The 22,166-nt window shown below is 64.0% G+C and carries 22 protein-coding genes, 1 pseudogene and 1 riboswitch; of the genes and pseudogenes, 15 read left to right on the plus strand and 8 right to left on the minus strand.

Going from position 1 to position 22,166, the window contains the following annotated elements:
• Positions 1 to 321 (plus strand): HAD family hydrolase (locus JOZ76_RS12510; RefSeq protein WP_291698937.1); only part of this gene is annotated, 321 nt, incomplete at its 5' end.
• 150 nt (positions 322 to 471) lie between these two features.
• Positions 472 to 870: a four-helix bundle copper-binding protein gene (locus JOZ76_RS12515; RefSeq protein ID WP_291698938.1), complete on the plus strand. Its 399-nt coding sequence runs from the start codon at positions 472 to 474 to the stop codon at positions 868 to 870.
• 110 nt (positions 871 to 980) lie between these two features.
• Here the strand turns inward: JOZ76_RS12515 and JOZ76_RS12520 are convergent, their stop codons facing one another.
• Both JOZ76_RS12520 and pdxH read right to left on the minus strand, forming a co-directional pair.
• Positions 981 to 1,730, minus strand: a complete 750-nt coding sequence (locus tag JOZ76_RS12520; protein WP_291698939.1) for an SDR family NAD(P)-dependent oxidoreductase — start codon at positions 1,728 to 1,730, stop codon at positions 981 to 983.
• A 112-nt stretch (positions 1,731 to 1,842) separates the two neighbouring features.
• The gene (gene pdxH, locus JOZ76_RS12525; protein ID WP_291698940.1) at positions 1,843 to 2,484 is read right to left on the minus strand and encodes a pyridoxamine 5'-phosphate oxidase; all 642 of its coding nucleotides are present in this window, start codon (positions 2,482 to 2,484) and stop codon (positions 1,843 to 1,845) included.
• A gap of 125 nt (positions 2,485 to 2,609) precedes the next feature.
• On the opposite strand from pdxH, the gene JOZ76_RS12530 reads away from it, so the two are divergent.
• Entirely contained in the window at positions 2,610 to 3,008 is a 399-nt protein-coding gene (locus JOZ76_RS12530) for an RT0821/Lpp0805 family surface protein (protein ID WP_366112847.1), read from the plus strand.
• A 150-nt stretch (positions 3,009 to 3,158) separates the two neighbouring features.
• Positions 3,159 to 4,118 carry a DnaJ C-terminal domain-containing protein gene (locus JOZ76_RS12535; protein WP_291698941.1) on the plus strand — a complete coding sequence of 320 codons (960 nt, stop codon included), beginning with the start codon at positions 3,159 to 3,161 and terminating at the stop codon, positions 4,116 to 4,118.
• Between the two features lie 678 nt (positions 4,119 to 4,796).
• Here JOZ76_RS12535 and JOZ76_RS12540 read toward each other — a convergent pair.
• Both JOZ76_RS12540 and JOZ76_RS12545 read right to left on the minus strand, forming a co-directional pair.
• Positions 4,797 to 5,567, minus strand: a complete 771-nt coding sequence (locus JOZ76_RS12540) for an anti-sigma factor family protein (RefSeq protein ID WP_291698942.1) — start codon at positions 5,565 to 5,567, stop codon at positions 4,797 to 4,799.
• A 52-nt stretch (positions 5,568 to 5,619) separates the two neighbouring features.
• Positions 5,620 to 6,108, minus strand: coding sequence for an RNA polymerase sigma factor (locus JOZ76_RS12545; protein ID WP_291698943.1), 489 nt, complete (start codon positions 6,106 to 6,108; stop codon positions 5,620 to 5,622).
• Positions 6,109 to 6,279: 171 nt separating this feature from the next.
• On the opposite strand from JOZ76_RS12545, the gene fabI reads away from it, so the two are divergent.
• From fabI to aroC, 3 genes are all read left to right on the plus strand, one after another.
• The gene (gene fabI / locus JOZ76_RS12550; RefSeq protein WP_291698944.1) at positions 6,280 to 7,098 is read left to right on the plus strand and encodes an enoyl-ACP reductase FabI; all 819 of its coding nucleotides are present in this window, start codon (positions 6,280 to 6,282) and stop codon (positions 7,096 to 7,098) included.
• 12 nt (positions 7,099 to 7,110) lie between these two features.
• Positions 7,111 to 7,710 (plus strand): histidine phosphatase family protein, encoded by a 600-nt coding sequence (locus tag JOZ76_RS12555; RefSeq protein WP_291698945.1) that lies wholly within the window; start codon positions 7,111 to 7,113, stop codon positions 7,708 to 7,710.
• 212 nt (positions 7,711 to 7,922) lie between these two features.
• Positions 7,923 to 9,011 carry a chorismate synthase gene (gene aroC / locus JOZ76_RS12560; protein ID WP_291698946.1) on the plus strand — a complete coding sequence of 363 codons (1,089 nt, stop codon included), beginning with the start codon at positions 7,923 to 7,925 and terminating at the stop codon, positions 9,009 to 9,011.
• A 140-nt stretch (positions 9,012 to 9,151) separates the two neighbouring features.
• Here the strand turns inward: aroC and JOZ76_RS12565 are convergent, their stop codons facing one another.
• Positions 9,152 to 11,074, minus strand: coding sequence for a flavin-containing monooxygenase (locus tag JOZ76_RS12565; protein WP_291698947.1), 1,923 nt, complete (start codon positions 11,072 to 11,074; stop codon positions 9,152 to 9,154).
• Positions 11,075 to 11,175: 101 nt separating this feature from the next.
• Between JOZ76_RS12565 and JOZ76_RS12570 the strand changes: the two genes are divergently transcribed.
• From JOZ76_RS12570 to JOZ76_RS12580, 3 genes are all read left to right on the plus strand, one after another.
• Positions 11,176 to 12,369 (plus strand): adenylate/guanylate cyclase domain-containing protein, encoded by a 1,194-nt coding sequence (locus tag JOZ76_RS12570; RefSeq protein ID WP_291698958.1) that lies wholly within the window; start codon positions 11,176 to 11,178, stop codon positions 12,367 to 12,369.
• A gap of 229 nt (positions 12,370 to 12,598) precedes the next feature.
• Positions 12,599 to 14,218, plus strand: a complete 1,620-nt coding sequence (locus JOZ76_RS12575) for an SUMF1/EgtB/PvdO family nonheme iron enzyme (RefSeq protein ID WP_291698948.1) — start codon at positions 12,599 to 12,601, stop codon at positions 14,216 to 14,218.
• Positions 14,219 to 14,240: 22 nt separating this feature from the next.
• Positions 14,241 to 14,666: a DUF4399 domain-containing protein gene (locus JOZ76_RS12580; protein WP_291698949.1), complete on the plus strand. Its 426-nt coding sequence runs from the start codon at positions 14,241 to 14,243 to the stop codon at positions 14,664 to 14,666.
• Positions 14,667 to 14,807: 141 nt separating this feature from the next.
• On the opposite strand, the gene clpS is transcribed toward JOZ76_RS12580, so the two are convergent.
• Positions 14,808 to 15,113 (minus strand): ATP-dependent Clp protease adapter ClpS, encoded by a 306-nt coding sequence (clpS, locus tag JOZ76_RS12585; protein WP_291698950.1) that lies wholly within the window; start codon positions 15,111 to 15,113, stop codon positions 14,808 to 14,810.
• 276 nt (positions 15,114 to 15,389) lie between these two features.
• On the opposite strand from clpS, the gene JOZ76_RS12590 reads away from it, so the two are divergent.
• Positions 15,390 to 16,241 (plus strand): DUF1194 domain-containing protein, encoded by an 852-nt coding sequence (locus JOZ76_RS12590; RefSeq protein ID WP_291698951.1) that lies wholly within the window; start codon positions 15,390 to 15,392, stop codon positions 16,239 to 16,241.
• Positions 16,242 to 16,351: 110 nt separating this feature from the next.
• Here JOZ76_RS12590 and JOZ76_RS12595 read toward each other — a convergent pair whose 3' ends face one another.
• Positions 16,352 to 17,194 carry a nucleotidyltransferase domain-containing protein gene (locus JOZ76_RS12595; RefSeq protein ID WP_291698952.1) on the minus strand — a complete coding sequence of 281 codons (843 nt, stop codon included), beginning with the start codon at positions 17,192 to 17,194 and terminating at the stop codon, positions 16,352 to 16,354.
• 252 nt (positions 17,195 to 17,446) lie between these two features.
• Between JOZ76_RS12595 and JOZ76_RS12600 the strand changes: the two genes are divergently transcribed.
• From JOZ76_RS12600 to glyA, 4 genes are all read left to right on the plus strand, one after another.
• Positions 17,447 to 18,127, plus strand: a complete 681-nt coding sequence (locus JOZ76_RS12600) for a septal ring lytic transglycosylase RlpA family protein (protein ID WP_291698953.1) — start codon at positions 17,447 to 17,449, stop codon at positions 18,125 to 18,127.
• A gap of 295 nt (positions 18,128 to 18,422) precedes the next feature.
• Positions 18,423 to 18,890: a septal ring lytic transglycosylase RlpA family protein gene (locus JOZ76_RS12605; RefSeq protein WP_291698954.1), complete on the plus strand. Its 468-nt coding sequence runs from the start codon at positions 18,423 to 18,425 to the stop codon at positions 18,888 to 18,890.
• 176 nt (positions 18,891 to 19,066) lie between these two features.
• A complete protein-coding gene (locus tag JOZ76_RS12610; RefSeq protein ID WP_291698955.1) occupies positions 19,067 to 20,323 on the plus strand; it encodes a tetratricopeptide repeat protein in 1,257 nt (418 codons plus the stop codon).
• A gap of 181 nt (positions 20,324 to 20,504) precedes the next feature.
• Positions 20,505 to 20,589: riboswitch (ZMP/ZTP riboswitch) on the plus strand.
• A gap of 33 nt (positions 20,590 to 20,622) precedes the next feature.
• The gene (glyA, locus tag JOZ76_RS12615; protein WP_291698956.1) at positions 20,623 to 21,915 is read left to right on the plus strand and encodes a serine hydroxymethyltransferase; all 1,293 of its coding nucleotides are present in this window, start codon (positions 20,623 to 20,625) and stop codon (positions 21,913 to 21,915) included.
• Positions 21,916 to 21,991: 76 nt separating this feature from the next.
• On the opposite strand, the pseudogene JOZ76_RS12620 reads toward glyA, so the two are convergent.
• A pseudogene (locus tag JOZ76_RS12620) lies at positions 21,992 to 22,166 on the minus strand (RNA methyltransferase); the annotation flags it as partial.

Consider the following 22,166-nt stretch of genomic DNA (forward strand, 5'->3'; position numbering starts at 1 on the left):
GCGGCGCTGAATCTCGCCGCGCTCGGCGTCGATCCGGCGCGGGATGCGGTGGTCACGCGCGACCAGGTGAAATACGCCAAGCCCGACCCGGATCTCTTCCTGGCCGCGGCGGCGAAACTGGGGGCGGAGATCGAGCGCGCCGTCGTGGTCGGCGACTCCATCTGGGACATGCTTGCAGCGACCCGCTGTCGCGCTCTCGGCGTCGGGCTGTTGTCCGGCGGCTATGGCGACGAGGAGTTGCGCCATGCCGGCGCCATCCGCGTCTACGAGGACCCGGCCGACCTGCTCGATCATCTCGACGAGGTCGGTGGGCGGCGCTGAAAGCGCGACAAGTCGGTCATCGATCCCCGACACGCCAGCGGCAAGCTCGCGTCTTTGAGGTAGACATCTGTGTCTGGAATTCAGCGAGCCACAGGCAACCTTCCGCACGGCTTGTGCGTTAGCATCGGTTGTGCCAAGCGGAGTACGAGCATGCATACTGATGAGGCGATTGCCGATCACCCGGAGCTCGAAGGCATCAGCGAGCCGCTGATCGCCTGCATCGAGGACTGCTATGCGACTGCGCGGGCCTGCACCTCCTGTGCCGACGCCTGTCTGGCCCAAGAAAATACCGACGCACTCCGCCAATGCATTCGGCTCGACCTCGATTGCGCCAATGTCTGCGTGATGACGAGCACGCTGGCCTCGACGCAGACCGGCTCGAACCCGGAGGTGCTGCGGGGCGCCATCACGCTCTGCGCGCTCGCCTGCCGCCTTTGTGCCGAGGAATGCGAAAGACACGCGCCCGAGCACGTGTATTGTAGGACCTGCGCCGAGCAGTGCCGAAGCTGCGAACAGGCCTGTGTCGGTGCGCTCCAGACGGTGCATTGAAGGGCGAGCCGCGACCGCTGGCTCGCAATGGCGACGGACGCGCAATCGCCCAGTTGAAAATCCCGAGCTTCCGGGTTCACGCTTCGCGCGCCACCGAATGACGGCACATGTCACACATGCTGCCCGCCATTGATGTGGATCTCCGCGCCGTTGACGTAGGAACTCGTCTCCGTACAGAGCACATAGATGATCTTGGCGACCTCGTCGGGGGTGCCGAGCCGGTGCATCGGGATCTGCTGGTCGACGATCTTCTCCGTACCGGGCGAGAGGATCGAGGTGTCGATCTCCCCTGGCGCGATCGAGTTGACGCGCACGCCGACGCGGCCGAAATCGCTGGCCATTTCCCGTGTGAGCGCAGCCAATGCCGCCTTCGAGGTTGCGTAGGCCGCCCCCGCAAAGGGATGCACGCGCGAGCCCGCAATCGAGGTGACGTTGACGACCGAGCCTTTTACCTTCTTCAGCTCCGCGATCAGCCCGCGCGCCAGCATGATCGGTGCGAAGAAGTTGACGCGAAACACGTGGTTCCAGGTGTCGAGGTCGGTATCGACGGTGCCGAGCCGTGAGCCGCCAGCGCCCTTCGGCGAGATCGCTGCGTTATTGACGAGGGCGTGCAGTTCACCGCTGTCAAGCCGCTTCCGGATCTCGGCGATCGCACGCAGCGCGTCCTCGGGGTCGGCGAGGTCGACCTGGATGTGATCCTCGGGCCCTGCGTCCCACGGACATTCCTCGGGGAAGGGGTGCCGCGAGCAGGTGATGACGCGCCAGCCAGCCGAGGAGAAGCGGATCACGGTGGCATGGCCGATGCCGCGGCTGGCTCCGGTCAGAAGCAGCGTGCGCCGCGGCAGGTTGGAGGTCGGCATGAATGGGTCTCTCGTCTTGCTGCATCGTCATTGCGGGGCGATACGAAGCATCGAACCCGGAATCTCGAGATTCCGGGTTCGGTCCTGCGGACCGCCCCGGAATGACGAACGCTCAGGGATAAAGCCGCGTCTTGCTCCAAGCAGCGTCCGGCGCGCCGCGCGAAAACTCAATTCGGTCGTGCAGGCGGAACGGCCGGTCGTGCCAGAATTCGAAATGCAGCGGGGTGATGCGCCAGCCGCTCCAGCCGGGCGGCCGCGGCACCTCGCCGATGATGTATTTCGCTGCGATGAGCGCGATCGCCTGCTCGAAGGCAAAGCGGCTCTCCAGCGGCTGCGACTGTTTCGAGGCCCAGGCGCCGATCTGCGCCTGTTTCGGGCGTGTCGCGAAATAGGCATCGGCTTCCGCATCGCTCACAGGGGACACCAGCCCGCGGATGCGCACCTGTCGGCGCAGTGATTTCCAGTGGAACAGCAACGCGGCCTTTGGATTTGCGGCGAGTTCGCGGCCCTTTGCGGACGCAATGTGGCTGTAGAACACGAAACCGTCGGCATCAAATCCTTTCATCAGCACCATGCGCAGGTCCGGCAGGCCTGCTCCGTCGACCGTTGCCAGCGCCATCGCATTGGGATCATTGGGTTCGCTCTTGGCGGCCTCGGAAAACCATTCCGCAAACAGCGCAAACGGCTCCTCGGATTCGGTGAAATCACCAGTTGTTAAGGGGGGCTGTTGTTTGATGGTTGTGGTGTCGGTCATGACAGGAGTCCGAGTTGCGTCCGCCCGCGGCCAAGAGTGTGCTGAAGTCCGCTTGTCCAGCCCTATATAGGGCATGGGACCGCATTGGCCTATCGTCGAGGCAGCCGGCCCTAGCAGCGTTTACGATGATTCTGGTTGCATTTGGCATCAGCGGCTGCAGCGTGTTCCACGGCGGCGCGGGCGATGGTCCCTTCGCCATGATGACCGGCAAGGAGGTCACCGGCGCGGTGACCGAGCCGCGGCCGACCGAGAGCGATCTCGCCTTTGCCCGCAACGCGGCCTCCGACGTGCTGACAAAGGGCGACAAGGACTCCAGCCAGCCCTGGGAGAATGCCAGGACCGGCGCCCATGGCTCGGTCACGCCGCTCGCAAAACCTTATGCCCGCGACGACGGCCGCACCTGCCGGGACTTTCTCGCAAGCTACGTCAACGGCAAGACCGAAAGCTGGCTGCAGGGCTCGGCCTGCCAGATGGCCAGCGGGCGGTGGGAGATCCAGACGCTCTCGCCCTGGCGCCGCGGATAACGCGCGCGACCTCCGTCTGGAGTTGGAAGAACTCCAGACCGCAAAACAAACGTTGCAAAAATACAACTGCCGCCCCAAATGACAGACAAACTGGGGGCATGCATCTGCCCGCAAGCTATGATCTAATTTCCCGTGAAGGAGACATGAGGGATGCGCGACCCCTATGAGGTCTTGGGGGTGCCGCGGAGCGCCAGCGCTGCGGCGATCAAGAGCGCCTATCGCAAGCTCGCCAAGAAGCACCACCCGGATTCGAACAAGAACGATCCTAAGGCTGCGACGCGGTTCGCGGAAATCAACTCGGCCAATGAAATCATTGGCGACGAGGATAAGCGCAAGCAATATGACCGCGGCGAGATCGACGCCGAGGGCAAGCCGCGGTTCCAGGGTTTTCCCGGCGGCGGGCGCACCGGCCCCGGCGGCTTTGAGAACTATACCTTTCGCTCCGGGCCTGGCGGCAGCGGCGGCGGCAGTTTTGGTGGCGGCAGTTTCGAGGACATCCTGAACAGCATGTTCGGCGGCGCCGCACGCGGCGGGCGCGCCGGTGGCAGTAGCCCATTCGAGTTCGAGAGCGGCGGCGTCGGGGTCGATCTCGATCTCTCGGTCGCGATGACCGTGTCGCTGGAGGAGGCGGTTAAGGGCGCCGAGAAGCGTGTCCGCCTTCCGACCGGCAAGGAGCTGAACGTCAAGATTCCCGCCGGGGTCACCGAGGGGCAGCAGATCCGGCTGAGAGGGCAGGGCGAGACCGTGGCCGGCCACCGGCCCGGCGACGTCCTGATCACAGTGAACATCGCTGCCCATCCGTTCTTCAAGGTCGACGGCAGCGATTTGCGGCTGGATCTGCCGATCACGCTCTATGAGGCGGTTTTGGGCGGAAAGGTCCGCGTACCGACGCTGCAGGGCGCGGTGGAATTGTCGATCCCGAAAAATACCTCGAGCGGCCGCACCTTTCGCCTCAAGGGCAAGGGCCTGCCCAAGCCGGCAGGCGTGAGCGGCGATCTGTTCGTGACGACGCGAATCATGCTGCCGGACGGCAGCGATACCGAACTCGAAAATCTGATGCAGAGATGGCGCGACAGCCACCCCTATAATCCGCGCCGCGATCTCGGCTGATACGACCGGGCGGCCGAGGTGGCATGATCCGACATGGGCTTCCGGCCCGACATGGGCCCGCGGCGATGCGCCCGGTCCAGCAATTCCGCTAGTTGGTCAACGGGCTGGTTGTATCAAAATACCGTAATGCACAAACGACGAACGCCCCACTGAGTCGGCGGTCTCAGTGAGGCGCTCGCGGCGGTAGTCTTGCTTATTGCCCACTGTTGCGGGTGGGAAAAAGCGGGTGCGGCCTCGAGAGGGGGACCAGCGCGGTACCAAACCCCAATCGAGGCCGCCGCGTCGATCGGCGGATCGAACGCAGGCTCATTTTCGCGTGATCATCCGGTGCGATATTGAGACGCCGCGGTGTCCGGAATCCAGATTTTCGATGACGGAATTTGGACAAACAAGCCGAAACGTGTTTCCTGCCGCTTTTCAATCTGAAGTTCATGAGCTTGCGCGGCGGTATCACTGCCGGGGGTCGGCCCGAGAAGCCGCGCCGGGATCATAAGCTCGCGACCGCCCGTGAACGTTTTCCAAGATCCCCGACGACACCTCGGAGGGGCGCCCCAAAATATCGGGGAGGGGATACCAAGCGGCGAACTGAATCCGTGGACCCCCACCTCCGACCGCTCCCCGCGAGGGGGAGGGGAGAAGAGCGCAGTCGCAGTTAAGTTCAACCAGTTCAACCGGGCGCTAGCCGCCGCTCTTTTCGGTCTGGTCGTAGACCAGCCGCGCCACCTGGGTCAGGCGGTCGCGGTCGGTGCCGCCACTGACAACATAGCCGACGCCATGCTCGGCCCAGAACAGCGCGGCCTCGTTGTCCTTGGCGGTGTAGCGCATCTGGGTTTCCGCGGTGCCTGCCTTCGCCGTGTAGACCGTGAAGCGCTCGCCGGAGGGGCTCTCATACATCAGGAACGAGGCGGGCCCGGTGGGCCCGGGCAGCAGCCGTCCGCCAACCAGTTTGAGACCGGTCGCGGCCAGATCCGGTGCACGGACGTCCCAGCCGCAACGCTTGGTCAGCCAGGCCTGCAGATGGCTCGCCTCGCTGCCCGGCACTTCCACGGGGTGGCGCACTTCCACGACATAGAGGCGGTGGGCCTCCAGCGCGTCTCCGGTAAAACTCTGGAACATCGAGGGCGAGGCCGCCGCGCCATGCGCGATCCAGCCGGCGCCGCCGCCGGCCATGAAGGCGAGGAATGACGCCGCCACCGTTCCATAGATCCAGCGGCGCGGCTGCCGCGCCAGTTGCTCGAGCTCGAGTCGCTTCGGCACCGGCTCGTTGACGATGCCGCCGTAGCGCGCCTGCAATTCCTCCGCCATCGCACGCCAGGATCGCACCCGCTCGGCATCCTCAGGATGCGCTTCGAGCCACGCCTCGACATCGCCGCGCCGCTCGGTCGGCAGCTCGTTGTCGACATAGGCATGAAGCTCGTCTTCGGTGACGGGGATTTTCGGATCGTTCATCGGGCACGTCTCTGCATGAATCGGGGCGTTGATTGCTGCGGCGAGGTCGCGGTCATTTCACCCGCCGCAGTGCGGGGCGCTCGCCTTCGAGCGCAGCTTTGATGTGGGCGCGGGCCCGTGCAAGTCGTGACATTACGGTCCCGATCGGCACGCCCTGGATGTCGGCGACTTCGCGATAGCTGAGGCCTTCGAGCATCACGAGCAGCAGCACGGCGCGCTGCTCCTCGGCAAGCGTTGCGAGCGCGCGCGCGATGTCGCGGCTTTCCGCCTCGGTGCCGCTGGCGTCGGGATTGTTGTCGAGCAGCGGCATGAACTGCGGCCGCCGCGCCAGCGAGCGGCGACGGTTCTTGTTGAGGTTGGTCAGGATGGTATACAGCCAGCTCCTGACATCACCGCCGAGAAACAGCCGTTCCGAACGCAGCGCCCGCACCAGCGTATCCTGCACCAAGTCGTCGGCGATGTCGGCATCGCGCGCGAGCGCCCGCGCATAGCGGCGCAGCGCGGGAATCATGGCTTCGACACTCTGGCGGAAAGCGCTCATGGCGACTCATCTCGAACAGACACACCGAATTTAACACCGAGAAGAAAGCACTATTCCGACGTTTAGGCTGTCAGCGCAAATCGACCAAATCGCGGACGGATTGGGGCTGTACCGGGCGAGGTCGCTGGTGTACCTCCACATATCAGACCGAGGTTCGATTGGGATGAGCGGATGTCGCAGTATACCGGTTTGATGCAGGGCAAGCGCGGGGTCGTCCTCGGCGTTGCCAATAATCGCTCGATTGCCTGGGGCATTGCCAAGGCATGCCACGCAGCCGGCGCGGAGATCGCGCTGACCTGGCAGGGCGACGCGCTGAAAAAGCGCGTCGAGCCGCTCGCACAGGAGCTCGGCGCCCTGCTGCTCGGCCACTGCGATGTCACCGACCTTGCGAGCGTCGACGCCGTGTTCGACGTGCTCAGGGAGAAATGGGGCAAGCTCGATTTCGTGGTGCATGCGATCGCCTTCTCCGACAAGAACGAGCTCGACGGCCGCTATGTCGACACCACGCTGGACAATTTCTCCCGGACCATGCTGGTGTCCTGCTACTCGCTCACCGCGATCGCGCAGCGCGCCGAAAAACTCATGACCGACGGCGGTGCCATCCTGACGCTGACCTATTACGGCGCCGAGAAATGGATGCCGCATTACAACGTCATGGGGGTCGCCAAAGCGGCGCTGGAGGCGAGCGTGCGCTATCTCGCCGCCGATCTCGGCGAGAACAACATCCGCGTCAACGCCATCTCGGCCGGGCCGATCAAGACGCTGGCCGCCTCTGGGATCGGCGACTTCCGCTATATGCTGAAGTGGAATGAGTACAACGCGCCGATGCGGCGCAACGTCTCGATCGAGGAGGTCGGCAACAGCGCGCTTTACCTCTTGTCCGACCTGTCGCGCGGCGTCACCGGCGAGGTGCATCACGTCGATTCCGGCTATCACGTGGTCGGTATGAAGCGGCCCGACGCGCCGGATATCGCGTTTGCGAAGGATTAAGCTGCCGTCGCAATGCCCGCGCCCACCATCTACTACATCCGCCACGGCGAGACCGACTGGAACGCGGAGGGCAGGCTGCAGGGCACGCTGGACGTTCCGCTGAACGAGCTCGGCCGCCGCCAGGCAGTAAGCGCAGGGATCATTCTGGCCGGCCTGTTGGCGCGCGACGGGCATGAGGCGGCCCAGATCCCCTTCGTCGCAAGTCCGCTCGGCCGCGCGCGCCTGACCATGGAGCTGGTGCGCCGCGCGCTCAAACTGCCGGTGGATGATTATGCGATCGACCCGCGCCTGCGCGAGATCGGCTACGGGCAGTGGGAAGGCTCGACGCTGCCGGAGGCGCGGGCCGCGGATCCGGAGTTGTTCGCCCGCCGCGTGGCCGCGAAATGGACGGTCGCAGCCCCCGGCGGCGAACGCTATCTCGATGTCGAGACGCGGATGGGCGCCTGGTACGCCGAACTCGTCACCGATACCGTCGCCGTTGCCCATGGCGGGACCGCGCGGGCGCTGATGGTTTTGCTCGGCATCGAGACACCGGAAAGCGCCGCCGACCTCTATATCGAGCAGGGCACGGTCTATGTGTTCAAGGGCGCCGAGCTCGCAAAATACTCCTGAGTCATTCCGGGGCATCGCGCAGCGATGAACCCGGAATCTCGAGGTTCCCCGGTGCGCAATTGCGCACCTGAGGTTCGATGCTTCGCATCGCCCCCGGAACGACGGGGACAAACCGGTGACGATCGATTTGCCCCGTTCCCACGGCGCTTTACCACGTTGGCATTCAGCATTAAGACGAACTCTCAACATTAAGACGAGCAACCAGCAGCACGATGTCCTTCAACACCTTTGGCCACATGTTCCGCGTCACGACCTTTGGCGAAAGCCACGGGGTCGCGATCGGCTGCGTGGTCGACGGCTGCCCGCCGCTGATTCCGCTCACCGAGGCGGACATCCAGGGCGATCTCGACCGCCGCCGCCCCGGACAGTCGCGCTTCACCACCCAGCGCCAGGAGCCGGATCTGGTGAAGATCCTGTCGGGCGTGATGGCGCATCCGGAAGGCGGCGTGCAGGTGACGACGGGCACGCCGATCGCGCTGTTGATCGAGAATACCGACCAGCGCTCGAAGGACTATTCCGAGATCAAGGACACGTTTCGCCCGGGACATGCCGACTTCACCTACGAGGCCAAATACGGCCTGCGCGACTATCGCGGCGGCGGCCGGTCCTCGGCACGCGAGACCGCGACCCGGGTCGCGGCCGGCGCGATCGCGCGCAAGATTCTTCCCGATGTCACGGTGCGCGGTGCGCTGGTGCAGATGGGGCCGCACAAGATCGATCGCGACAAATGGGACTGGGACGAGGTTGCGAAGAATCCGTTCTTCTGTCCGGACAGGGACAAGGCGGCGTTCTTCGAGAGCTATCTCGACGGCATCCGCAAGAACGGCTCGTCGATCGGCGCCGTGCTCGAGATCGTCGCGGAGGGCGTGCCGGTGGGGCTCGGCGCGCCGATCTATGCCAAGCTCGACGCCGAGCTTGCGGCTGCGATGATGAGCATCAACGCAGTCAAGGGCGTCGAGATCGGCGCGGGTTTTGGCGCCGCGGAACTCTCCGGCGAAGAGAATGCCGACGAGATGCGGACCGGCAATGAAGGGCCGCGCTTTCTCTCCAATCATGCCGGAGGCATTTTGGGCGGCATCTCCACCGGGCAGCCGGTCGTGGTGCGCTTTGCGGTGAAGCCGACCTCATCGATCCTGTCGCCGCGCCAGACCGTCGACCGCACGGGCAACGAGACCGACATCATGACCAAGGGCCGCCACGACCCCTGCGTCGGCATCCGTGCTGTGCCCGTCGGCGAAGCCATGATGGCCTGCGTGCTGGCCGATCACCTTTTGCGCCATCGCGGCCAGGTCGGGCGATAGCTCTCCTCTGTCATGCCCCGCTTTAAAGCGGGGCATGACAGTATTCCAGAGACGGCAGTGCTTGAGCCGATAAGCCGCGGCGTACTGGATCGCCCGGTCAAGCCGGGCGATGACGAGTATGAGACGGAAGATAGAGCTCGTCATCTCAGCTCGTAGTCTTCCGCATCAAACCGTGACGTCATCTTCCAATACTCGACCAACCGCCACGGCGAGATCGCGAACACACGGCCGTGGCGGTTGCGATACCAGTTGGTCATGCCCTTGTGCGTCCACACCATGCGCCCATGCCGCTCGTCCACCACGCGGTTGTAGCGCTCATAGACCTCTGCCCTGCACTCGAGCGTGCGGTATCTGCCCTCGTAGAGCTCGCGCAGGGCCGGCATCATTTGCCGCACACCGCATTCGGTCATGAAAATCTGGTTGCCGCCATGGGCCAGGCCCGTGTTCGGTCCGGTCAGGATGAAGAAGTTGGGAAAGGCAGGCACGGTGAGGCCGAGATAGGCTCTTGCGTCATCGTCGCCCCAGACCTCGTGCAGCTCCCGGCCGTGGCGGCCGAAGATTTTCATCGGGCCGAGCATCTGGCTGGCCTTGAAGCCGGTGGCGAGCACCAGCGCATCGGTCTCCCAAAGCTTTCCATCGCCTGTCCGCACACCACGCGGCTCGATTGCCTCGATCTGATCCGTGACCAGGTCGACATTGTCGCGCTTCAGCATCCTGAACCAGTGATTGTCGATCAGGATGCGCTTGCCATAGGCCGGGTAGTCCGGAACGACCTTTTCGAGCAGGTCGGGACGGTCGGCGAGTTCTTCGCGCATGTGCCGCACCATGAAGCGGCGATGTTTTTCGTTGAGCGCGTTCAGCGCGCGCTCCGGCTGCGGCCAATCCGGGTCGACGGTGAGCGCCGCATGCAGCCCGTCGGCAAAGCCCCAGAATAACTGGAAGCGATACCAGCGCAGGTAAAAGGGAATGTGGGCCAGCGCCCATTTCTTTCCCGGGCTGACGCCCTCATGATAGTTCGGGTTCGGCACCACCCAGTGCGGCGAGCGCTGAAAAATCATCAGCCGCGCCACATCGGGCGCGATGGTGGGTCCGACCTGGTGACCGGAGGCGCCGGTGCCGATCATGGCGACGCGCTTGCCGCGCCAGTCGAACGACCGCTCCCATTGTGCGGTGTGGAAGGCCGGCCCGGAGAACGACGCAAGGCCGGCGATATCAGGCAGTTTTGGCCGGTTCAGCACGCCGACCGCCGAGATCAGCACGCGCGCCGAAAGCGCAACAGTTTCGCCGCCGGCGCGGCGCGCGGTAATGCGCCAGAGCGCGCGTTCCTCGTCGAAGCGGGCCTCGCTCACCTCCGTGCCGAACCGGATGTGCGCGCGCAGATCGAACTTTTCAGCGATGCGCTCAAAGTAGCGCCAGAGTTCGTCGCGCTTGGCGAAATAGTGCGACCAGTCGTGGTTGGGCGCAAACGCGTAGGAATAGAAATGGTTCGGTGTGTCGACGCCGCAGCCGGGATAGACGTTCTCGTACCAGGTGCCGCCGACCGCGTCGTTCTTTTCGAGGATGACGAAGGGCAGACCGGCCTCGCGAAGCTGGATCGCCGCATAGAGCCCCGACATGCCGGCGCCGATGATGACGATCTCGCTGTCGCGCAGGGTTGACCGGTCCGGCGGCTTGCGCCAGCTCAAGATGCGCGAGGCGAGACTGTCGCTGGTCAGATCCTCGCGCATCATGGCTATGTAATCGTCCGCCACCGTTTCGCCGGCCGCCAACGACATCATCTCGGAAAGCAGCGCGTCATCCGGCGGCGCGAGCACGGTTCGTTTGCTTGTCCCGAGATCGGCCAGCACCTCGGCCATGCGTGCACACACCGCAGCGCGCAGGTCCTCCGGCATGAACGTCTGATAATTCATCGGGCCGCGCACGAAGGGGCGTGCTTCGTCCAGCCAGTGCCGCTCGCCGGTCAATTGCACCAGCGACAGCAGCAATGTCGCGGGGTCGGCGGCCTCCAGTCCTTCGCGCAGCGCGGCCTCGTCGCCCAAAGCTTCCTGTCCGTGAATCAGCATCTTCAATGCCCGATTGTTTTCTCCAATTTGCCCCCTAGCTTGTACGAAGGTAAAGCGCTTATGCTTGTCCGGTGGTCCAAAATCCCGCTCCGCAAATGCCGATAGACGCCACCAGGATTGAACAGCTGATCGACTGGCTGATCGATGGCGCGCGACCGGCGACGGGACCGAACGGGCCGTTCCAGGAGACCTGCGAGCGGCTGCTTGCCGCAGGCCTGCCGCTCGCGCGGGTGGCGCTGTTCATCAAAACCCTGCATCCCGACGTTTATGGCCGCGCCTTCTTCTGGCATCCCGGCGAAGATGTCGTCACCAGCACGGCGGACATCGATATCGAGCAGACGCCGGCGTTCGCGACCAGCCCGATCGCCGCCGTCCATCGGAGCCGCCGCGAACTGCGATGCCGGCTGGACGACCCCGCGAGCCGGCGCTTTCCGTATCTCGATGAGCTGCGGGGCGAGGGCGTCACCGACTACATCGCGCTGCCGCTGCACTTCACCGACGGCTCCGTGCACGTCGTGACCTGCACCACCAAACGCCAATGCGGGTTCGCCGACGAGCATCTCGATGTGCTGAGGCGCATTGCCGCGCCGATGGCGCGGGTTGCCGAGATCATCCAGCTCCGCCGCACCGCTGCCATCCTGCTCGACACCTATGTCGGCAACAGCGCCGGCGAGCGCATCCTGGGCGGACAGATTCGGCGTGGCCACGCCGAGACCATGCAGGCGGCGATCTGGCTGTCGGATTTACGCGGCTACACTGCGCTGTCGGACCGGCTCGCGCCCGAGATCGTCGTCGAGATCCTCAACGACTATTTCGATTGTCAGGTGCCGGCGATCCGCAAGCACGGCGGCGAGATCCTGAAATTCATGGGCGATGGGCTGCTCGCGGTGTTTCCGATCGCGAGCGCCGACCCGGACGTCGGCGCGGTTTGCGCGCAGGTGCTGAACGCTGCGCGCGAGGCCCGCACCAACGTGGTCGCCATGCGCCATGGCAGCGACGAGGCCGCCGAGGGTTTTCGCTTCGGTGTCGCCCTGCATGTCGGCGACATCCTGTTCGGCAATATCGGCGGCAGCGGCCGGCTCGATTTCACCTGCATCGGTCCTGCGGTCAATCTTGCCGCGCGGCTCGAGAAGATCGCGGGGCGCCTCGGTCGCACCGTCGTCGCCTCCTCGAGCTTTGCCGGCCTGTGCGCCCGCGAATGGGCCGATCTCGGCGAGTTCGCGATCGAGGGTCTGTCGTCCGCGCAGCGCGTCTACGGCCTGCACGACGAGATGGCTGCGGAGGTACCGCGGTGACGACACCGTTCGGCGCCATCGCGCGCTAGCGTCAGGATGACTGTCGTTTCGATCCCGACGAAGGTCTAGCGAGCCACGGCGTTTGGTATAGTATTCTGTAACCTGGTTTATTTTCACACGTGGATATCAGCGCGTTCAATGCATTTTTTCTGCTCGGTGTGATCTGAGCCACTGTGATCCCATTGGGCTTGGGCGAAACTGGTCCAGGCTGCGCATGTGGAGCAACGCCATGCGCGAGAAGGTTCGCGACATCAATTCTGGCAGGACCGGCAACGCGCCGCCGCGTGGGCAGTCGCCGCGGCGGCTCGCCGCCATCGTCGCCGGCGACATCGCCGGCTACAGCCGCCTCATGGAGGTCGATGAAGAAGGCACGCATGAGCGCGTGAAGCGAATCCAGCGCGACCTCATCGACCCCAGCATCGCAGAGCACCAGGGACGGCTGGTCAAAACCACCGGCGACGGGTTTTTCGCGATTTTCGACAGCCCGGTCGAGGCCGTGCGCTGCGGCATCGTCATCCAGCAGAACATGTTCGCACGCAACGCCTTGCTGGAGAAGGAGCAGCGGATCGAATTTCGCATCGGCGTCAACCTTGGAGACGTGATCATCGAGGCCGATGATATTTACGGCGACGGCGTCAACGTTGCCTCGCGCCTCGAAAGCATCGCCGAACCCGGCGAGGTTTATATCTCCGGTGGTATCTACGAGCAGATCAAGCACAAGCTGGTCTGCGGCTACGAGTCGCTCGGTGACCGCAAGGTCAAGAACATCACCGACCCGGTCCGCGTCTACCGGGTGCTTCCGGACCCGGCGGCGCTGAACAAGACCCGGCGGCGCGAGACCATCTTGATCTTCTCGCTGAGTGCCATCCTGCTGCTGATCGCGGGCGCTGCGCTCTGGAGTTTGCTGCTGCAGCCGTATGAAAAGGCCCGGGAGCGGGCGTTGGTGCCGCCTGCGCAGCAGGTCCCGGCGACGTCACCGCAGTATCCGGTGGAGAAGCAGGCGGCGCAGCCCTCCCAGCCGGCGACAACGGTCGGTCAATCGGCCGGGACGGCGGCAACTCACCCGGCGACCCCGAGGGCTGCTCCGCAGGATCAAGGCGCTCCAGCGGCCGCTCCGGCGACGAAACAGGCGGCCTTGCAAGGCGCGCCATCGGCGCAGCCGACCCCGGCGGTCCGCGAACCCGACATGAACCTGCTGCGTGGCGGCACCTTCACGATGGGCAGCAATGAGGACATTACGGAGAAGCCGGTCCACCAGGTGACGGTGAAACCCTTTGCGCTCAGCCGCTATCCTGTTTCCGTTCGTGAATGGAACGAATGTGCGGCGGCGAAAGCTTGCGCCTTCGCGGCCACTGGCAAGGATGATGCGCCGGTCACCAACGTCAGTTGGACCGACGCCAAGCAGTACGTCGCCTGGCTTTCCACCGCCACGCACAAAACCTATCGGCTGCCGAGCGAAGCCGAGTGGGAATATGCCGCTCGTGCCGGAACACAATCGCGGTTCTGGTGGGGCGACGAGTTCCAGCCCGGCATGGCCAATTGCAGGAACTGCACTGACATCGCGGCTGCAGAGCAGCCGGTGAAGGCCGGCAGTTTCAAGCCGAATCCGTTCGGGTTGTACGACATGGGCGGCGGCGTCGACCAGTGGGTCGAGGATTGCTGGCACAAGAGCTATCACGGCGCCCCAGTGGACGGATCGGCCTGGGCCGAGGGCGACTGCGCGTCGCACGTCATCCGTTCCGGCTCCTGGAAGAACGACCAGCGCTATGTGCGGCCGGCGAACCGCGACAGCTACGACATCAACGTGCGCTATCCAACGCACGGATTCCGGGTCGCTTTCTCTCCTTGAACGCTTCACGGGAGGACACGACATGAGGATCGTCCGCCTCATTCTGCTGGCCGCGACGCTGGCATCGTTGTCCTCTGCCGCTCATGCTCAGGGACGGCCTGCACCAAAGGACGCGCTGCTGTATTTCATCTGGCCGCAGAACGGGGCGACCATCAAGGGCGGGTTCTGGTGCCGTTTCGGCCTGCGCAACATGGGCGTCACCCATGCGGGCGATGATTTTCAGAACAGCGGTCATCATCATTTGCTGCTTGATGTGACCGAGCCGCTTGATCCCAAGGAGCCGATCCCGCAGGACAAGAACCATCTCCATTTCGGTGCGGGTCAAACCGAGACCCGTCTCGAACTGCCGCCCGGCAAGCATACGCTCCAACTGGTGCTGGGCGATGCCAAGCACTATCTGTTCGATCCGCCGATCATGTCGGAGAAAATCACCGTCAACATCAGATAGAAGGGCGGTGAGCGCGAACCTCTCTCGTCATGCCCCGCGAAAAGCGGGGCATCCAGTATTCCAGAGAACTCGATATCGTCTCAACGCCGCGGCGTACTGGATCGCCCGGTCGAGCCGGGCGATGACCACCAAAGTGCCGGCCTATTCTTCGGGCTCGGTCGTGAACAGCAGCGGATAGCCCTTGGCGCGGCCGGCGTCGGTGGCGCGCGTTGCCTTGGTCTCGGCCACGTCCTTGGTGAACACGGCGACGACACAGACCCCGCGCCGGTGCGCGGTGATCATCACCTTGTAGGCTTCGTCTTCAGTCATGCGGAATTCGCCCTTCAGCACCATGACCACGAACTCGCGGGGCGTGTAGTCGTCGTTGACCAGGATCACCTTGTGCAGACGCGGCCGCTCGGTCTTGGTCCTGGTCTTCGTCCTGGGTTTGGTGACCGCGTCGATCATGTGGCAACGGCTCCTGATCGTGCTCCTGATCGGTCCGGATGCGGTTACCTTACAATGTCCGGACCGGCGTGAAAACCTGTGCGCTCACGATGCCTTCCATGCAGCAGCGCGATCTTGCCGGGTGTCTCGATCGCGGCAGAAATCGGTCACGGCATTGGCCCGGAGACTAACGCGGATGTCAGGAGCCTAACTCGAATGTGAACGCAGTTTGACGATCCCACTTTGCGCACAGCGAATTGCGTGTCACCATCCGTTCTGACCCACGGGAGGACCACGATGCGCTGGTGTGTCTCGATCGGAGCAGTGCTTGTCGCAGGCTTGTTGGCGGGAGCAGGGGGCGCCACCGGCGCTGCGCCGGGCCCGAGGGATGAGGCGGGTCACCTCATGGCCGACAAGGGCGGTGAGATCCAGGTCGATGTCGAACTGATCCTGGCCACCGACATCTCGTATTCGATGGACATGGACGAACTCGCAGTCCAGCGCGAGGGCTATGCGGATGCGATCGTCTCGAAGGAGTTCCTCCAGGCGCTGAAGGCCGGCCCGACCGGCAAGATCGCCATCACCTATTTCGAGTGGGCGGCCTCCAGCGACCAGAAGATCATCATCCCCTGGCGCGTGATCGACGGGCCGGAGAGCGCGGGCGCCGTCGCCGATGAGATCCGGAAGACGCCGATCCGCCGCGCCTCGCGCACCTCGATCTCGGGCGCGATCTATTTCGCGATGCCGCTATTCGAGGAGAACCAGTACAAGGGCCTGCGCCGCGTGATCGACGTTTCCGGCGACGGTCCGAACAACAACGGCGCGCCGGTCGTTCCCGCGCGCGACGAGGCGCTGTCGAAGGGCATCGTGATCAACGGCCTGCCGATCATGGTGAAGGAGCCGTCCTACTCGACCATGGATATCGACAACCTCGATTGGTACTACGAGGACTGCGTGATCGGTGGTCCCGGCTCGTTCGTGGTGCCGATCAAGGATCGCGAGAAGTTTAAGGAGGCGATCCGCACCAAACTCCTGCAGGAAGTCGCGGACAAGACGCCGGCACCGCGCGTCGTGCCGGTCGCGGAAAAGGAGCCGCGCGTCTCCTGTCTGATCGGCGAGAAGATTTGGCAGGACCGCTGGGGACGGTGAGCCCGATGCAAGTCCTCCTTCCGTTGTCGGACGAGAGGTAAACTGCTTCAACAAGGCCGGTCGGACTCCCCTCCCCCTTGCGGACCCGCAAGGGGGAGGGGAGTCCAGCGTCAACCTTGGCCGGCTGAGGTGATCAGCACCTGCAGCTCCCGCTCCATCGTCCGCAGCATCGCGAAGGCGCGCCGGAAATCGCCTGCGCCGATGAACCGCCAGATCTGCGTGGTCCGTCCCATCAGGTTTGGGATCGTCCGTGGAAACGTTGCCGCTTCCGCAAGCGCGCCCTTTTCGTTGACCAGATAGCGGCCGTTGAGCGCGAACAGCACCTGCGCGAGGCAGGCGAGCGCGCGATAGACGGAGCCCGCCACATGGGTCTGTTCGTCGCGCGGGATCGCGAGCTCGCCGTTCTCGATGGCAAACAGGATCTCCCATTCAAAGCGGCGGATCAGCGCATCGCCGAGCTGCGCAGGATAGGGCACGGTCTTGGCCTTCAGCGCCGCGATGATCCCGCAGGGGTCATGCAGCACCTTGCAGAGCGCGATCTCGCCCATCCAGCTCGCCGAGCAGAAGCCGTGCGGATGTCCCGGTTGGTAGTGCATGCTGATCTCGCCCGCGCGGCACGCTTCGATGACGTCGCCGACCGCCTCGACGTTGCGATAGAGCAGGTCGACCTTGCATCCCCAAACCGACAGCCATGCGCCGCCCACGATCCACGGCCCCCATGCGCCGACCGCCGTCACGCTCGCCGCATCGGGATCATCGACGAACGTCTTCACCGCCAAAAGCAGCCGATCGGTGTCGAGCGGCCGCGCCGACGAGAAATGCAGGCCGATGTCGTAGTCGGATGTCGCATGGGCCATGCCTCGCGCGCGCGATCCGCCCAGCACGATCGCCGCGATGCTCTCGACGTCGCCAAGAGCGGTCACCACACGCTGCAGAAGATCATCCCCTTGCATGACAACTCTCGTGTGTCTGAGCGTTTTCGAGCGAAAGCCTGTCCCGGACTTGAGCCGGGATGGGCACCCGTTCGCGTGAAGAAGACGCGTCGAAAAACAAGTGCGTGCGTCGGGCGCCACATCTTGGGCGCGAACGCAGGAGGTCTGAATACCGGGAACGGGCGCGAAAATGATCTGGCCACCGTTCCGTCGCCATAACGCCGGTTTTGCCCTGTCGAATTTTTCCCGGCTGGGACGGAGGAAACATAACACATGCCGCCCATCAGCCGCGGAACTACCTTACGTTTCGATGTCGGAGCCGGCACCGTCGGGTTAAATGCGCTTTGCGATCGACCGGCGGCAGGGCGCCTCGTTCGCTGGCTTACGGTCGCGCTGTCGGCCGCTTCGCTCGCAGCCTGCGCGCAAGCTCCGATCGGCGCCAAGCGCGCGGGCATTTTTTCACCGAGCCGGCAGGCGGCGCTGGAAAACAGCCGCCCGGTCTGGTTCGCACCGGACAGCCGCCTGGTGGCCGCGCCGCGATCTGGTCCGCCCGGTGCCGGCGATGCGGCGGCCGGCGCGCACTCGTTTTCGCAGGGCATCGCCAGCTTCTATACCGAGGGAACGCAGACCGCGAACGGCGAAAGGTTCAATACCAACGCCATGACTGCGGCCCACCGGACGCTGCCGTTCGGCACGAAGCTGCGCGTGACCAGCCTGGCCTCCGGGCGCTCGGTCACGGTTCGCATCAACGACCGCGGTCCGTTCGTCAAAGGGCGCGTGGTCGACCTCTCGCTCTCGGCGGCCCAGGCGCTGGGTATGGTGGATGCCGGCGTCGCAAAGGTCAGGCTCGATGTCGTGTCGAAGCCGAAACGTCAGGCCAAGCGGGTCTGCTTCAGCACGCGCGGCACCCCGCAGGCGCCCCATGGTTGTGAGAGGCCCGATCGACAGGCGTGATCTATCAAATCGGCTGTCGGGCCTTCAAGGCTCGCGGCCAGGTTGTGGCAATGTGGCAACACATGGAGGCAATTCACACGATCATGGCGGACACTGCCTGATTTTGCCACCGTTTCGCCCTGATTGGCTGCGGCTCTTGCCGCGGCGGGGGACGGAGGGCGATTTCATGTTGGCCATCGACCGTACCAGTGCAGCGTCTCGTGGACTTGGTCCTGGATTTGGGGTCAGCGTCATGGCTTTGGGCGTCGCGGCCGCGTGCGCCGATCTGCCTCGCCATATCGTCCGATGCCTCACCATGATCCTTGCGGCCGCTTCGCTTGCGGCCTGTGCGCAATCGTCCGTCGTCGGCAGGAGAGCGGCGCTATCTGCACCGGTAAGGCAGGCTGCGCTCGAGCCGCACCGTTCGGTCCTGTACGCGCCGCGCGAACATGCCGCGATCGCGCGGCGAGCGCCTTTCGCAGGCGAACACAAGGAGGCGCATCCCGCCGCGAACGGCGTCGCCAGCTTCTACAGCGAAAGCCAGGAGACTGCGAATGGCGAACAGTTCAACCCGAATGAACTCACCGCCGCGCATCCGAGCCTGCCGTTCGGCACCCGCCTGCGCGTGACCAACGTCTCCACCGGGCGCTCCGTGACGGTACGGGTCAACGACCGCGGCCCCTTCGTGCGGGGACGCGTGGTCGATGTGTCCTACTCGGCGGCGAGAGCGCTTGGAATGGTGAACTCGGGCGTCGCCAACGTCAAACTCGACGTGGTGCGGTAACCCGGAGTGGGGCGCGACGGTTCGGATGGGGTATCCGGACGCGGCCATGCTTGCAGTCAGGGCTCCTTGTGACCCATCTCGAATCCAGAGTCGACGATGGCGGAATGTCTCCCGTTAGGGCTAAAATCATGACGCCCGCAAGTGTCGCTTTGGAGCCGGTCGGAGGGGGAAGCAGCATGGCAGCGCACAGATCAGGCGGGCTGCTCCTTGGCGTGGGCCTCCTGCTTGCTGTACCCGCGCTGGCCGCTGCGCCGGCCGACCGGGCCGAGTGTGTCGCCAGCGCCGACAAGCCCGCCGTGGAGGCCGCGGCATGCAGCCGCATTATCGACGATGCCAGTGAGCAGGTGGCAGAACGCGTCGAAGCCTTCAAGAACCGCGCCCGCGGCTCCTTCAACAGGAAGAATTACGACCGCGCGATTGCCGACTACGGCGAGGCCGTCAAGCTCAGCCCGAAGGACGCCTTCGCCTTTGCGCACCGGTGTGAGGCATACGAGAGCAAAGACGACCACGACGCGGCCATTGCGGATTGCACGGAGGCGATCAAGATCGATCCCAGATATGGCTGGGCCTACAACAACCGCGGCGTCGCCTATTACGGACTGCACGACTACGACGCTGCGCTGGCCGACCATGCCGAGGCGATCAAGATCGATTCCAGGGACGCATGGGCCCATGCCCGCCGCGGCATGGCATGGATGGAGAAGGGTGAATTCGACCAGGCGATCGCCGATCTCACCGAGGCCGTCACGATCGATCCGGACTACGCCTTTGGTTTCGGCCAAAGGGGTCAGGCGCTCTTCAGGAAGAGGTTGATCACGAAAAAAGGCGGATGGGAGCCCGCGATCGCCGACTACGGCGAGGCGATCAAGCTCGATCCAAATCTGGTCTGGCTGTACAGCGCGCGTGGCGTCGCCTACGGCAACAATGGCCAATACGACCTCGCCGTTCCCGATTGCAGCGAGGTCATCAGGCGCGAACCCAAGAATTCCGGCGGGTACAATTGCCTGGGCGTCGCTTACGAAGGCTTGAAGAACTATGGCCGTGCGATCGCGGCCTATGATCAGTCGATCAGCATCAATCCAAGGAACGGCGTAGCGTATTGGAATCGCGGCAATGCCCATAAGAACCAGCGCAAGATCGATGACGCGATCGCCGACTATGACAAGGCAATTGCGATAAACCCCAAGGACTTCAACGCCTTCAACTCCCGCGGCAAAGCCTACGTCGCCAAGGGCGACCGCGAGCACGCGATTGCAGATTTCACGCAAGCGATCGAGTTCGATCCGTCCTATGTCGAGGCCTACAACAACCGCGGCCTCACCTATGACGAGCTGCACCGCAGCGCCGAGGCGATCGCCGATTTCCGCAAGGCGCAATCGATCGACTCGACCGATCAGGTCAGCAAGAAAATGCTCCACCTACTCGGTTCCTGACCGCGTGCCGCTCAAATTCGGTTGGCCTGTGAGGCTTCCGCTCAAGAAGCCGGCTAATTAGCAATCCGACCCGACCGGAGCGGAATTTGGATCTCAACACTTGAGCGTCAAGCTACGATCTCTTGCGGTCCCACGAAGGGTCGGATAGTCTTCTGCACACGATGAGCATCCAAGCTCATTCGTTCCGTCGCGCGACTGGCGAGCTTGCGTGGAATTGACCACGGTGAAGCGCGAAGGTTTTAGAGCCGATCGCCTGGGCACCTTTCAGCTGAATATCCAGCGTCTCAGGGAGCCCAGACATGCCGTCATTTCGGAATGAACTCCACCTCCATGATCCGGAGATTGCGCTAGCTCTTGGGCGCGAGGAGCGGCGCCAGCAAGACGGCGTTGAGCTGATTCCTTCGGAGAACTACACTTATCCGGAGGTTCTCGAACTGCTCGGGTCAGTCTTCACAAACAAGTATTCCGAGGGATATCCGGGGCGCCGGTACTACGGCGGCCAAGAATTTACTGACCAAATAGAGAATCTAGCCCGCCAGCGAGCCTGCGCGCTGTTCCGCGCCGACCACGCCAACGTTCAGCCTCTGTCCGGATCGCCGATGAACCAGGCCGTGTATCTGGGCCTGTTGAAGCCCGGGGATACGATATTGGCGATGGACCTGTCGCACGGCGGCCATCTCACGCATGGCGCGCCGGTGTCGCACATGGGGCGGCTGTTCAACTTCGCTCGTTACAAGACGCACCCTTCAAGGGGCGGGGCCATCGATTTCGATGAGCTCCGCGCAACGGCGCGGCATGTCCGCCCGAAATTGGTACTATGCGGCTACAGCTCCTATCCGCGCGATCTGGATTACGCGGCCTTCAAGAGCATCGCCGATGAAGTCGGCGCACTGACCATGGCCGACGTGAGTCACTATGGTGGATTGATCGCTGCCAACGCTCTCGGCAATCCGCTCGATGCGGGTTTCGACATCATGACAACCACATCACACAAGACACTCCGTGGGCCGCGCGGGGGGATCATCCTTTGCCGTCGGGACTTTGCGGGAAAAATCGATGCGTCCGTGTTCCCTGGACTGCAAGGAGGGCCGCATATGAACGTTGTGGCTGCGACCGCCGTCACGCTGAAAAAGGCAGCAACATCCGATTTTCAGGCCTACGCGCGGCTTGTCATGCGCAACGCGAAGATTCTTGCCGAAGCGCTGATCGAACGCGGAATGAAGTTGATCACCGACGGAACCGATAATCACATGATGGTTGTGGATACGGTCACAAGCGTTGGACTGGACGGCCGCGCGGCCGAGGCTATTCTCGACGCCGTTGGCATAACCGCGAACAAGCAGATCATTCCAGATGATCCGCGTCCTCCGCTCAAACCAAGCGGCATTCGCCTTGGTACACCGGCAGCGACCACGCGGGGCATGGGGGAAGCCGAAATGCGTGTCATTGCCGAGCTTATTGTTGAATCTCTCCGGTCGAAGGGAGATGCAGCAGTCGTCGCACGACTTGGAGCGAAGAGCGTTGAGATGTGCCGTGCTTTCCCTGTGCCGGGAATAGCGCTCCCGTCCAAGGTCGCTGAGCCGATGAACTAGCTGGACACCGTCATCCTGCACTAATGTAGTCATGTCGAGAGGATAGGAGCGCGCTGGAGACGGAGCGCTTTTCACCTCACCGCGAAAAGCGCGCCACGAGCTCGACATGCGGCGTGTGGCGGAACTGGTCGACCGGCGTGACGCCCTCGCATTTGTAGCCGCCATCGATCAGCAGGCGTGCGTCGCGGGCGAAGGTGGCGGCATTGCAGGACACCGCGATGACGATCGGCACGGCGCTGGCGGCAAGCTGC

Source organism: Bradyrhizobium sp. (assembly GCF_019244115.1).
Taxonomy (GTDB): Bacteria; Pseudomonadota; Alphaproteobacteria; order Rhizobiales; family Xanthobacteraceae; genus Bradyrhizobium.